This is a genomic window from Asticcacaulis sp. DW145 (assembly GCF_037101385.1).
GTDB classification, from domain to species: Bacteria; Pseudomonadota; Alphaproteobacteria; order Caulobacterales; family Caulobacteraceae; genus Asticcacaulis; species Asticcacaulis currens.
Genome location: NZ_AP029025.1, coordinates 179,089 through 192,910 on the forward strand (window position 1 = coordinate 179,089; position 13,822 = coordinate 192,910).

Genomic DNA, 13,822 nt, shown 5'->3' on the forward strand with positions numbered 1-13,822 from the left:
TATAACTGACGATTTAAAGGAAGCCCGAGCGCCTTGAACGTCTATACAGGTTGCGGGCATTTCGTCCCGCAACCTGTTCTTTTCCCTGTCCTTGCCATTTCGTTCTGTTCGGCAAATTTGCTGTGCGGGAATGATGGCAGTGTGAACCTTCCTCATTGGCAAAAGGTTATGGATATACAAGAATGACCATTAACCGGCGAAGCACACTAAAATCTATCGGTCTTGGAGCGTTTCTGTTTGGAGCCCCCGCCGGGGCCGTTGCGGCTCCTAAGGCCAGGCGTACGACATGGCCCAAGGGGATAGAGGGGCAGCGTCAGCCGGATCTGGGTGATGGCACCTTCCTCAATCCCATCATGGCCGGGGACCACCCCGATCCGTCCATCCTGAAGGACGGCGACGACTATTACATGACGTTTTCGACCTTCGATGCCTATCCGGGTCTGGTGATCTGGCATTCGAGGGATATGGTCAACTGGCGGCCCATCGGCCCGGCCCTGACCCAGAATATCGGCTCGGTCTGGGCCCCGGAACTGTGTAAGCACAAGGGGCGTTATTATCTCTATATCCCGACCAAAAAGACCTCGGCACCGGGTTCAAAGACCACCTCGTGGGTGATCTGGGCCGATCGTATCGAAGGCCCGTGGTCCGATCCGATTGACCTTGATCTACCTAACCACATCGACCCCGGCCATGCGGTGGGCGAAGACGGCTCGCGCTGGTTGTTCCTGTCGGGCGGAGACCGCGTTCGCCTGTCGGACGACGGTCTGTCGAAGGCCGGTGAGGTCGAGCACGTCTATGATCCGTGGCGCTATCCATCCGACTGGGTGGTCGAAGGGTTTGCACCCGAAGGACCTAAGGTCACCCGCCACGGCCAGTACTATTACATGATCCTCGCTGTTGGGGGCACGGCGGGGCCGCCGACCGGACATATGGTCATTGCGGCGCGCTCGAAGTCGATCAACGGTCCGTGGGAGCATCACCCGCGCAATCCGCTGGTGCGCACGACCTCGGCCGAGGAAAAATGGTGGTCGCGCGGCCATGCCACCCTTGTGGAGGGGCCTGCCGGTGATTGGTGGGGCGTCTATCACGGCTATGAAAACGGCTTCTGGACGCTGGGGCGGCAAACGCTTCTGGCCCCGGTGACGTGGTCTAAGGATGGCTGGTTTGATTTTGGCGGCGGTGATCTGTCGCAGCCTATAAAGAAGCCCAAGGGTGGCAAACCGCATGGCTTTCAGCCCCCACACGGGTTTGCTCTGTCGGACGACTTCACGACCGACAAATACGGCATCCAGTGGAATTTCTTTAACCCGTCGCCGGACGAGAAAAGCCGTATCCGCCGCGAAAACGGCGTGCTGCACCTCAAGGCGGCGGGTGAAGCGCCCAGCTCCGGCGCGCCGCTGATCACCATTGTCGGTGATCCGGCCTATGAGATCGAGATGGAGATTGAAATCGACGAGGGCGTGCGCGCCGGCCTGCTGCTGTTCTATGACACCAAGCTATACTGCGGTCTGGGCTTTGATGCGAAAAACTTCGTCACGCACCAGTACGGTATCGAGCGCGGGCGTCCGGCCAATCCGCACGGCCGTCGGATGCTGATGCGCCTGCGCAACGACCGGCATATTGTGACCTTTGACACCTCATCGGATGGCCAGACCTGGCGACGCTTTGACCGTGGCATGGAAGTGTCCGGCTACCACCACAATGTGCGCGGCGGATTCCTGATGCTCAAGCCGGGCTTCTACGCCGCCGGGCAGGGCGAGGCACGCTTCCGCAACTTCCGGTACCGGGTGATTTAACGCCCGGGTTTGACTCATAAGAGACTTAACAGAGGGATCCTGCCCATGACTATGCCCGCCTCCGGTGCGAAAAAGTCCATTGTCTTTGGTGCTGCAATGATCGCGCTCAGCCTGCTGGCCGTGCCCGCCCTTGCGCAGACCGTGCCCAGCCTGTCGCCTCAGGACGTCGAGGCCCGTGCCCAGATCAAGAAGATCAATGCCAAAAAGGTCATTCTGGTCGGTGATTCCACGACGGCGGTTCTGGGGGGCTGGGGTCCCAGCTTTTGCGGTCATCACCTCAGTTCGTTCGTGGCCTGTATAAACCTGGCCAGAGGCGGGCGTTCGACCTTTAACTATATCGCGGAAGGCTCCTGGGACATTGCTCTGGCTGAAATGAAAAGCGGCGGGTTTTCAAAGACCTACGTCCTCATTCAGTTTGGCCATAATGACCAACCGGGTAAACCCGGCCGTTCAACAGACCTCGTGAACGAATTTCCGCAGCTTCTGACGCGCTACGTCAATGAAACCCGTGCGGCCGGTGCCATACCGGTGCTGGTGACGCCCCTGACCCGTCGCGGGTTCAAAAATGGCGTTCTGGAGAACGATCTGGCCCCCTGGGCCGCCGCAACGCGCAAGGTGGCGGTAGAACTGAACGTACCCCTTGTGGACCTTTACGCGCGCTCACAGAGCGAGGTTCAGGCGATGGGCCCGGTGGCCGCCATGCGATTTGCGCAAAAGCCGCCCAGCGCAGAAGTGCTGGAAGCGGGCAAAACGGGGACGACGATTTCCGGGTCCACGGGGGTGCCTGTGGCACCGGCTCAGGCCCCGCTCACCGAAGAGCAGATACGCAATGCTCAGGAGCCGCTGGGACAGGCAAAGCTGAGTTTCGACTACACCCATCTGGGCAGAGAGGGGGCGGACTTTTTTTCCAAAATCGTTGCCTATGAACTGGCGCGTGCGGTTCCGGAACTGAAGCGGGACCTCATTCCGTGAACCGTCGCCACCCTATATCTGAACCGCGTTTACTATTGAGGAAGCGCTGATGACCGCAAAGCAACCTATGCTGAATCGCCGACTGTTCTGCGGGGCAGGCGGGCTGGCATTGATCTCAGCACCCGCTGGCTTCGCACAGACGCAGGCGATTGTGCGTGTGCCGACGCAATACAAGACCCTTGCCGAAGCGTTTGCGGCTCTGCCTGACGCGGGAGGTGTGGTCGAGATCGCGCCGGGGACCTACCGCGAAAAACTCAGTCTGTCGAAACCCGGCGTGCATCTGGTAGGCAAGGGCAAAAAGCCGGAAGATGTGGTTATTGTCTGGGGCGACAGCGCGAAAATGGCCGGGGGCACGGGCAAGTCGGCGTCGTTTACCGTCAGTGGCGATGGCTTCCGCGCCAGCAATCTGACGATCCAGAACGACTACCACCTCACTCAGCCGGACAATCCCTCTCAGGCCGTGGCCTTATCTATAAGCGCTGACCGGGCGGTTTTACGCAATGTCCGTCTTCTGGGGGCGCAGGATACGCTCTATGCAGGATCGAAGAAGCCGACCGTGCCAAGCCGTCAGTACTATAAGGATTGCTACATCGAAGGGCATGTCGATTTCATTTTCGGCAATGCGCTGGCCTTCTTTGATCGCTGCCATCTGCATATCATCGAGCGGAATGGTGCCTTTATCACGGCCCACAGCCGCACGGCCGACAGCGAAACCACGGCCTATGTCTTCGATCATTGCCGCATTACGACGGCGGGGACGGGTGCCTACTATTTTGGGCGGGCGTGGCGACCCTACGCGCAGGTCATTTTCCTCGATACGCGCATCGACGGGCGCATCCATCCGGAAGGCTGGCGTGAATGGACGCCGGGCAAGACCGAGACCTATGCCACAGCGCATTTTGCGGAATACAATTCCAGTGGACCGGGCGTGGATGTCAGCCAGCGGGTCTTCTGGGCCAAGCGGCTTACTGCCGATCAGGCGGCAAAGTGGCGACTGGAGAGCGTGTTCCCCGATCGTAGCTGGATGAATTGAAAGAGATAACCCCTCCCCGTTTACGGGGAAGGGGGACCGCGAAGCGGTGGGCGGGGATATGACCCGCCTGTCTTTTCCCCTTCTGGCGGGACACGCCCGCCACCTTCCCCGTAAATGGGGAAGGATGAATGCTAGGATGTCATACTCATGACCCAACTCAATCGCCGTAACTTCCTCACTGTTTCCGCCGCGGGCGCGGCGACCGCTTCGGTCGCAGGACCCGCTGAAGCGGTCGAGACCACCCGTATGGCTATCCCCGACGAAGGCTGGAACCTGTGGGTAGATGAGAAGGCTGCCTATAAGGACGATGTCATCTATCTGCCGGCGCAGGCGGACCTGAAGACCCTTCCGATCAATCCGCCGACGGGAGGGTGGGGGGCGCTGACCCCCGAAGCCACGGTTACCCTTCCGGCTACGGTTGAACAGCACTTCTGGGGCCGCTTTGGACTAAGGCCATATACGGGCGATGAATACCGCTATGCCGAAGACGATCCGGTGCCGCAAAACGGAGCCTATCGAGGTGTGTCGTGGTGGTGGCGCGAGATCACTATTCCCGCCTCAGCCAAAGGCCAGCGCGTCCTCTTGCATATCCGTGGGGCGCGGTTGCGGGCCGAGGTGTTCCTCAATGAAAAGCTGGTTGGGTATTCGATCCTCTCCGAACAGCCCTTTGATTGCGATCTGACCGCTGCCATGGCTCCCGGCGGCACCAACCGTCTGGCCATCCGCATCACCAATCCCGGTGGGCGCTACGACTGGCGCGATTCCACCACCATGATGTGGGGTAAGCTCAAACTGTTTGCCTCGCACGGGTTTGGCGGGCTGGACCGCGGCATGACCCTCAGCGTGCATCCGCTGGACAGCCATATCGAGGATGCGTGGGTGCTCAATACGCCTGAGCCCCGTAAGGTTACCGCCCATATGCAGGTGCGGTTGACCGACAAAATCAGCGCGGAAGGCCTCGCCAAACGCGGTTCTGTCCTGTTGCAGGGTCCGGACGGGAAGTCTGTTAAAGTCAAAATCGCTTTAAAAAGTGCGAGGATCGAAAACGGCGTGGCCACGCTGGTCTACGATCTTCATGCACCTGATGCGAAGCTGTGGGACCTCGAAAACCGCCACCTCTACCATATGCGCTTCGACTGGAAGGGTAAGATCGGCCTGTCATCAAAGACCGTGCGCTTTGGCTTTCGATGGTTCGCTGTCGAAGGGATCGGCACTAATGCGCTTTTGCGGCTGAATGGCAAACGTATCAAACTTTATTCCGCCATCTCGTGGGGGTACTGGGGCTATAACGGCATGTGGCCGACGCCGGCTTTGGCGCGGCGCGAGGTTGAGGCGGCGAAAGCCTTGGGCCTCAACTGCCTCCATGCGCACCGGAATGTCGGCAAGCACGATGTCTTTGATCGTCAGGACGAACTGGGGCTGTTGCGCGTTATGGAGCCCGGCGGCGGTCGCCACGCCATCGGTAAGGACCTGAAACCCGGTGAGAGCCTGTCTGCGGCCGATGCCTTCAGCCGCGCTTATATGATCGAGAAGTGTCGCCTGATGGCGAAAACCTTCCGTTCGCATCCGTCGCTGGCGCACTACACGCTTCAGAACGAAATCGGGGCCAATCTCAACAATCCTGACGTCCAGAATGTTCTGAAAATTATTCACGACGAAGACCCTTCGCGCACGGTCATCCTCAATGACGGCTTCGTCAAACGCGGCGCGGCTCAGGCCATGTATCTGGCCTATAATGACCACTATTTCCGTTCAGATGTCGAACCGTTCGGCGGCTGGTGGGTGGAGCATCAGGGAGCCGGCGATCAGTGGTACGACAAGTTCTATCAGTCGAAAGACAGCTATATCCATTATCAGACCGGTAAGCCCTATATCGTCGAATTTGGTGAAATGCAGGGCTGCGCCACGGCGGACAACCATGTCCTGATGGTGGCTGATATTCTGGCCAATGGCGGTAAGTCTTACGACCTTGAAGACCATAAGGTCATCGTGCATAACACTTCGGCCTATCTCGATAAATGGGGCTTCCGCAAAGCGTTTCCGACGACGGAAAGCCTGTTCCTGTCGGTTGGCCGTAAGGTTTATGACGCCTGGCAGAACTATCTGGAAAACATCCGCATCGGTGACGAAGTCGATATTGCCGCGATTTCCGGCTGGGAGACGACGGCTATCGAAAACCATTCCGGTATTGTCGATAATCTGCGCTACTTCAAATCGCCGCCCGATCTTCTGCGCAACAGCCTGCTGCCGGTCCGGCCGATCGCCAAGCAACGTCGTCTGGTCTATGCGACGGGTGAAGCCGCCGAACTCGATATCTACCTGCTCAATGATACCGATGCGCAGATCAGGGGCGAGATGATACTGAGCCTGATCGCGCCGGACGGGACTACGACCGAGATCGCCCGTTATGCCGCGCCGACGCATGTGAAGGATCAGTTCCGCTACCTGCTGGCGGAAAAGGTGCTGACGCCCGCACTGACGAAGCCGGGCATAAACAAGGTTCAGATTGAGCTGAAAGGCTACCCGTCCTTTGTGCGCGACCTGTGGGTGGTGGACAATGCCTCAGGGCTGAAAAAGCCGGTGAAACTGGCCGTATCGGGTGTGGCCAAATCCTTCCGCGATCAGTTGACAGCCATCTCCGGCCTTACGGTTGAAGACTTCAAGGCTGGCGGGAAATATGATGCCATCATCGCTTCGGGCCTCAAAGCCGAAGAGATAGCCAAGCGTCAGGTAGGGGAACAAACGGGCCTTGAAGCTCAGCCGAAGGCCGGCGAAAAGCCCAAACTTATTCTGGGCGACCTGCCTGCGGACGTGCTGGCGGCGGTAAAGGCGGGGACGCCACTGCTGGCCTATGTGCCGGAAGACGGTCTGGCCGAAGGGGTGGCGAAGCAGTTGTCGGCGCTGGGCCTGTTCACCTATGCCGGTCAGGTGGGCAATCTGCGCGCGCCGTGGATGGGTAACTGGAACTATCTGCGTGCCCACCCGATCTTCGAAGGCCTGCCAGTGGATCAGGCCACTTCGGTTTTCCACCAGGTCGAAGGTCAGCCCTCTAATGGCTTGCTGATTGACGGCCCTGTCATTGGACCGGAAGGCATTGAGGTCATCGCCGCCTATAGCCGCGACCATGACCGTCAGAACGGCGCAGCGAGCTTTACGGTACGCAAGGACGGCATGAAGGTGCTGGTCCACCGATTACCCGACATGGTGGCCCCGCTTCAAAAACGCTTCCTGATCAATGCGATTAGCTGGCTGGCAGAATAGTTTGAAGCCAAAACATTTGATTGATTACTCAAAAAGGTCGTTGCACCGATCCACAGGCGGCGAGAACGAACTCGCCGCCACCATCTGGTGGCTGGGATAAGGCCAGTCTCTGAGCACTATATTTATTCAGATAAAAGAATACGATTTGCCCTCATGGAGGGTGACCTGTCCTGCCCTGTCGCCTGAGCCGGGGGCGATACGGAATTCATCCAGTGTCTGGCCTTTTGGCGGAACTATGCGCCTCGCCAATTTGCGCGGATAAAAAACGCCAGAAGTTCTGTAGCGCATTGTTTCTATTGGTGTAAAAAGATGCGGGCACCCTCCGGTTTGGAAGGTGCCCGCCGAGGCCGATACCTGGAGAGGGGGAATAGATAACGACCTCTTCCCAATCTGGTTTAACGACGGATTGCAGGTTTTGCTTTTTTGAGCCAAAACCCGCTCACAATCCCTAAACTCAGAACTTCGTGCCGAGGGTCACCATGGTGGTGATCGGAGCACCGATCCAGAAGTAGTTGCCGGAGTCGTAGAAGACATTGCCCGTCGAAATGGCCGAGATGTACTTCTCGTTGAACAGGTTTTTCACATTCAGGCGAAGATAGGCGTCTTTCACCGGCCCGACCTGACCAAGGTCATAGCTGACATTGGCATTCCAGACCGTGTAACCCGGTGCCGCATCACCATTGGCCAGAGAGGCGTAGCGCTTGCCGGTGTATTTGCCGTTGACGTTAAAGTCCCACTTGCCGGTTTCATAGCTGAGATTGACCGCGTGCATAACCGACGGCACCTTGCCCAGCTTCTTTCCCTTGGTCGGATTGTAGGCCGTGGCGGAGTAGTAAACATTTTCCAGCATCTCGGTGTCGGTGTAGGACGACGAGGCGTAGAGATCGAGCCCCTTGACCGGGGTGAAGCCGATTTCGGCATTGATCCCCTTCATGCGGGCCTTACCCACATCCGTCGCCACCGAGGCACCGATTTCCTCATCCCATGCCGTTTCAACGCGGTGGTCGAAGTCGGTCTTCCACAGGGCGATCGCACCCGACACGTTCGGTGATGAGTAGCGATAACCGAGATCGATGGTTTTGGAGATTTCCGGCTGAAGATCGAGCGAAAGGCGATCATATAAGGAGTCCGTGCGCGGGGCCGAAATAGTTTCGGCATAGCTCGTGTAGATCGTCTGATGGTCGGCGATCTTGTAGCTGACCCCCAGGTTCGGCAGGGTCTTGTCATACGACACGGTCCAGCTTGCCGGGGCCTTGGCGGTGATCTGCGTCACGGTGCCGGTATAGACCAGCTTGGTGCCCGGGTCTTTCGCACAATAGGCGGTCGAAGATGAAATCTGGTTGCAGTAGTTGTTGAGCTCGCGCTCAAAATCTGGCAGGCGCACGCCCAGATCGACCTTCAGCTTGTCATCGAAGAACGAACCGCCATAGGTGATGGCGAATTGCTTGAGGTTGGCGTAGGACTGACGATTGCGCTTCTGGATTTCTTCGCCGTTTTTGCCATAGACCCACAGTGACGAGTCTTCGGAGAAGACATCACCGATCCATTGCCCACCTTCGAGGAAGCTGACGCGACCCGTCTGACGGTGATTGCCGTGGTCGTAGGTGTAGGCCACCCGCAACGTATTGTGGGGGTCGATGTACCAGATAAGCGACGAATTGACCGTCGTGCGGCGGGTTTCGGTCACGCTGGGTGAAAAGACCTTGTAGGCCGTTGTGGAGACCACGCCGTCGTGGTTGGCATCATAGCCCTTCAGTTCATTCCAGACATAGCTGGAGCCGACCATCGACAGTACACCAGTTGACTCCGTCAGGGTCGAAACCTGCGTGCCACCGTCGGCCAGCGTGTACTGGAAGCTGGGGTCGAAGGTGAAGACCAGTTTGTCGGTCAGGTGCTTCTTGAACTGGGCGCGGATATTGCCGTTGTTCGTCGGATTGATACGATAGCCGTAGTAACCGGAGGAACCCGACGAGATCGAGTTGGACACAGTGCCAATCGTCGAGGCATAGGCCTCGGACCAGTTGCCTGCGTTGATAGTAGTCAACGAACTGTTGTACACAGCGTTGTTGCGCGTCTCATTGTAATACAAGGCCACTGAGGCAAAATCGCTGCCCCCCAGCGACTGATAGATGCGGCCGTTGATCTGTTTGCGGTCTTCGGTGCCGACACCCTTGAATTGGTTGGAGTTAAGGTTCGAAACCGCCACAAAGGCCGTCGTACCCCACGGTCCGAACTCACCAGTGTCCACCTGTACGTACTGGCGAGAATAGTCATTGGTTCCAACGGTCGCCTTGGCAGACACGCCAAACGCCTTGGACGGACGGCGAGTCTGATAGGTGATGGTGCCGCCGCCGGCCGATGCTGTCGGGCTATCGACATCGGTGGTGCCAAGGTTCACATCAACCTTGGAATAGATCTCCGAGTCCGGATTCATCGTCGGATAATAGGCGTAGTTGCCCGTGTCGTTGAGCGGCATACCGTCAAGCATGAAGGCGATGCGCTGCTGATCGAAGCCACGCAGGGTGATGTCGCCGCCGACGGATCCCGTTGCTGTCTGGTCCGAGAAGTTGACGCCCGGCAGTATATTGATGGTTTCCAGAATGGAGCCGGGGGCCTGCTTTTCGATAAACTCTTCGGTGATGGAGGACCGCGTCTTGGTCACGCTCTGATCAACCGCCAAACCGCCGACATTTCGGTTTCGCGTTCCCGTAACGACGATTTCTTTGGTTTCTTCCAGAGCTTGTGTCGCGGTGGACTGCGCCATTGCACTCTGAACAGTGGTCAGACCGGCAATCGCCGTTGTGACCATGAATATTGCCTTGCCGTACTTCATAACTGAGACACCCCATATGATTACTGTAGTCCTCTGCTTCTCACCGATAACCGTAGAAACAGTCGTGGGGAGCCTTAGCACATGAGAGCAGGCAGTTTGTGTTTAGAATGATGCGCTGCAACCAATTTTCCCACTTGATGATTTATAGCAACTAAATATTTCATTATTGAAATGTGTAAAAATTATGAAAACTATAACATTGATATAGTTTTATATATTGAATAACTTATTTCCGATGAATTTTCTATTGTCAATCATTTGCCTAACTTAAAAAAATGATGTTATTTTATGGTCGGGAATATTTATGCCTTAACAGAGATGTTTTCTGGTTATACGGCTTTGCGTAACTCAAAGGTAAACTGGCGACGTTTCATCACTCCTCCTGAAGTCCCTCGTAAGTGTCGGGCTGGACCTGAGTGATATCGCGCGTTCGCAGGTGCGTGCTAATGTGCTGGTAAGTGGACCACATAAAGCCGGGTCCTGCGCGCTTCAGGCCCACCTCAAGCGTTTTCTACCGCGTATTCGTCGCAGCAGGGTAAGTGCGGCGGGTCAACAGACGCGCCGCCCCTTATCTCCCCCGGCGTTATTGCTTCGCGTTTCGCGCAGCCTGAACAAGGCCGTTCAGCCAGTCCTGATGCCCGTTGATCATGGGATTAGGTCTTGCATTCGCGAGTTCGCGAGCGGGCGCACCGTTTTGGGTTTCCTGGGTGAGTATCCGTACACGGCCATATGACAAATCTTCGATCAGCCAGGCGTGGTGCACATCCAGACGGTCTTCCGCGCCTACATCCCCGGCCCACCCGTGCCACGCAATACGAGCGGCTTGCCCCTCTACGGGCGGCACACATTCTACAACACGCGCCGGAACCGGAAACCCAAAGGTACGAAAGAAGAAGGTGTCGCCAAGCGCCAGTTCAGGGCCGTTACCGCCATGGATTTCGACATCAGAGGCATTGTCGTAATAGCTAGGCCACAGCGACGGCTGAACTAAAAATGGCCAGACGTCGCCGCTTGTCAGGCCAGGCACGATAACTTCGTTAGAAACGTAATTGTCAGTGAAGCCGGGTACAAAACCTGCGGGCCAAAGGATATCGGACATTGAATATCTCCGCTAGTGATGGGTTAAAGGTCAAGGTGGGCGCGATCCTTCACGTTGTTTCGGGACACGCTCTAAGAGTGTGCTGGCATGATGAAGGCAAACCTGTCATAAGTCGAATTGTAAGAATGTATTTCAGGTATCGGCATGACTAATATCAATGCGCTCGACCTTAATCTCCTCAAGGCACTTGATGCACTGATTGATACCGGTTCTGCGACCCGGGCCGCGGACCGACTGGGTCTCAGCCAGCCTGCGGTTAGTGGCATGCTGACACGGCTCAGAGACGTTTTCGGTGACCCTCTATTTGTAAGGGCTCAGCGCGGGCTGTTGCCTACAGCGCGGGCGCTTGAACTGGCCGAACCCTTGCGCCGGCTATTAACTGAAATTGAGGCCCTCGTACAACCACATCGCTTCGACCCTGCGAGCACGCAGGTAACCTTTCGTATAGCGGCAACAGATTACGCCCAGACAGCTATGGTCCTTCCCCTTCTCAAAGAGCTTCGGGAGGTTGCCCCTGGACTACGAGTCGCTGTTCGACCTGTCGGTGCCAACTTTTCAGACGAGTTGGCTGCGGGGAATTTGGACCTTGCGCTGGTAACCCCGGCCATGACGCTAAAAAGCCTCAGGGCAAGAAAATTGTTCGATGAGGACTATGTCTGCATTCTTCGCGCCGGTCATCCGGACGCCGACCATCTTGATATTGAGACCTTCTGTGCGCTTGATCATGCGATTATGTCTCACGATGGCACTCAGTTTTTTGGGGCAACGGACAGGGCGCTGGAACAATTGGACCGCACCCGTCGCGTGATTGCAACGCTGCCCAATTTTCTGGTTCTAGTTAATTTTGTAAGAGAAACCAATACCATTGCCCTTGTTCCCCGCAGGCTGACACACCATGCCGAAGGAATAATTATTCGCGAACCCCCCATCCAAATCGAGGGATTCACAAAGATTGCGGCATGGCATGAGCGCATGCAACACGATCCGGCCCACTCTTGGCTGCGAGAGAAGCTCGTCGATGTCTCGTCCAGGGCTTCTCAAATATATGGGGTAAATTGATCTGATTTTATAGTTTTATTATTTGATAGTTGTTTTTACTTTAAAGCGTTATTTTTAGCCAATTGCATTGAGCGCGTCTTTCTCATCTGTTGATATCGAAGTCCACTTAACTGGTTTGCAAAGAGGGCTGACATCCGTTTGGCTTGGACTGAGCGGGCGTGATAGCGCACTCTGTATTTAGAACGCGAGGGAAGGGGTAGGGGGCGCAGGAATGAGAAAAATTGTCATGAAACGCTGCTAAGGCGGCGTCATGAGCAACTCATGCCCGGCGACAACAAACCCTACGGTCGCTCATTTTGATGCCTTGGTTCGACGTCTGCGCAACCCGTTAATGCGCTTTTTTACACGTCGTACGGGTTCATCTGCAGACGCGGAGGAACTGGTGCAGGAGTTGTTTGTGCGACTTCTGCGCCGCCAGGATTTGCTTGCGCTTGAAAATGTGGATGGCTATGTCTTTGAGACGGCAGCCAATCTCATACGAGACAAGGCTCGTCGGGACATTGTTCGCGCATCCGACCGGCACGACGACGTAACTGGCTTATCTCTTGCTACAGATGCGCCATCGGCAGAGGATAGCCTGGTCTCGCGTCAAAGGCTGGCCCGTCTTATCAAAGCGCTTGACACTCTGCCGCCACGTGCACAGGCCATCGTCATGCTACGACGGTTCGAGGAGATGAGTTACGCTGAGATCGGCAAAAAGCTGGGTATTTCGGTCAGCGCCGTTGAAAAACACATGGTCAGGGCTATGGATGCCCTGAAACTCATCGATTCGCTCGTCGACTGATTCCAAAGGACATGATGGATAGACCTCAAACAGCCGACGAATGGTTCGTCCGCCTGAATTCAGGCCTTCCCGCTTCGCCAGAGGACGATGCGGCGTTCCGGCTGTGGCTGTCCGAAGACCCTTTGAATGAAAAGGCCTACCGCGACTGTCAGATGCGCTGGATGCAACTGGGCGCGATAGGTCAATCGCCCGAGATTCTGGCGCGTCGCGCCAGCGCCTTGAAAGCCGCCGCCGGAACCCATAGCCGCCGCGATTGGCTCCGATGGGCCGGGGGCGGGGTGGCCGCCGCCGTCACGGCGGGCGTGGTCTATGCCGGGTTTGCGCCATCGCGCGCCTGGGCGAAATACGCCACCGGGGTCGGGCAGAGGCTGACCGTGCCGCTGTCTGATGGCTCTGAGCTGACCCTGGCCCCGCTGAGCCGGGTCCGCGCCCGCTTTGCCGATGGAAAACGAACCATCGAATTGCAGGACGGCCAGATTTTCGTCCGTGCCGCGCGCAAGACGACGCCTTTGACAGTGAAGGCCGGGGCCTGCACGATCAGCGGATCGGGTTGTCAGTTGCAGGTTACACTTGATGCGGGCAAGGCTGAGGTGCTGGTTGCCGACGGTGGCGCGAAGGTGACAGCGCAGGGCGGCCGGACGCGCCAGCTGTGGTCGGGCCAGAAGCTGGACGGCGATATGGCGACCGCGCGCGTGCAGGCCGTGGATGTCCGCGTGGCGACCGAATGGCGCATGGGGCGGCTGGTCTTCAGCGATCAGCCCCTTTCCGAGGTGGTAGCTGATTTCAACCGCTATTCCGTCGAGCAGTTCACCATTGCCGATCCGTCGCTGGGTACGTTGCGCCTATCGGGTTCGTTCCGCTATGACGGCGTCGAGGATTTTCCGCAGGCGCTGGAAAGCGTGCTGGGCCTATCGGTCGAGCCGGATGGCGCGAACCGCTGGCGCATCACGTCGCGCTGAGCCACTTATTGGCTGGATGAAATTTT

General features: G+C 57.2%; 9 protein-coding genes. 7 read left to right on the forward strand and 2 right to left on the reverse strand.

The annotated features are described in order from the left end of the window. Positions 1-182: 182 nt before the first annotated feature. From AACH73_RS12005 to AACH73_RS12020, 4 genes are all read left to right on the forward strand, one after another. Positions 183-1,796: a family 43 glycosylhydrolase gene (locus tag AACH73_RS12005; RefSeq protein ID WP_338736053.1), complete on the forward strand. Its 1,614-nt coding sequence runs from the start codon at positions 183-185 to the stop codon at positions 1,794-1,796. Between the two features lie 45 nt (positions 1,797-1,841). After that, complete coding sequence (locus tag AACH73_RS12010; RefSeq protein ID WP_338736054.1) at positions 1,842-2,768, forward strand: rhamnogalacturonan acetylesterase; 927 nt, start codon at positions 1,842-1,844, stop codon at positions 2,766-2,768. 49 nt (positions 2,769-2,817) lie between these two features. Then, positions 2,818-3,801: a pectinesterase family protein gene (locus AACH73_RS12015; RefSeq protein WP_338736055.1), complete on the forward strand. Its 984-nt coding sequence runs from the start codon at positions 2,818-2,820 to the stop codon at positions 3,799-3,801. A gap of 147 nt (positions 3,802-3,948) precedes the next feature. Further along, entirely contained in the window at positions 3,949-7,062 is a 3,114-nt protein-coding gene (locus AACH73_RS12020) for a sugar-binding domain-containing protein (protein ID WP_338736056.1), read from the forward strand. Positions 7,063-7,516: 454 nt separating this feature from the next. On the opposite strand, the gene AACH73_RS12025 is transcribed toward AACH73_RS12020, so the two are convergent. Continuing rightward, positions 7,517-9,871, reverse strand: coding sequence for a TonB-dependent receptor (locus tag AACH73_RS12025; protein ID WP_338736057.1), 2,355 nt, complete (start codon positions 9,869-9,871; stop codon positions 7,517-7,519). Between the two features lie 607 nt (positions 9,872-10,478). After that, positions 10,479-10,994, reverse strand: coding sequence for an SRPBCC domain-containing protein (locus tag AACH73_RS12030; RefSeq protein WP_338736058.1), 516 nt, complete (start codon positions 10,992-10,994; stop codon positions 10,479-10,481). Positions 10,995-11,138: 144 nt separating this feature from the next. Between AACH73_RS12030 and AACH73_RS12035 the strand changes: the two genes are divergently transcribed. The 3 genes from AACH73_RS12035 (at position 11,139) to AACH73_RS12045 (ending at position 13,796) form a co-directional block, all read left to right on the forward strand. Next, positions 11,139-12,053 carry a LysR family transcriptional regulator gene (locus AACH73_RS12035; protein ID WP_013479871.1) on the forward strand — a complete coding sequence of 305 codons (915 nt, stop codon included), beginning with the start codon at positions 11,139-11,141 and terminating at the stop codon, positions 12,051-12,053. Between the two features lie 250 nt (positions 12,054-12,303). After that, entirely contained in the window at positions 12,304-12,837 is a 534-nt protein-coding gene (locus tag AACH73_RS12040) for a sigma-70 family RNA polymerase sigma factor (protein WP_338736059.1), read from the forward strand. Positions 12,838-12,848: 11 nt separating this feature from the next. Further along, a complete protein-coding gene (locus tag AACH73_RS12045) occupies positions 12,849-13,796 on the forward strand; it encodes a FecR domain-containing protein (protein WP_338736060.1) in 948 nt (315 codons plus the stop codon). Positions 13,797-13,822: the final 26 nt, after the last annotated feature.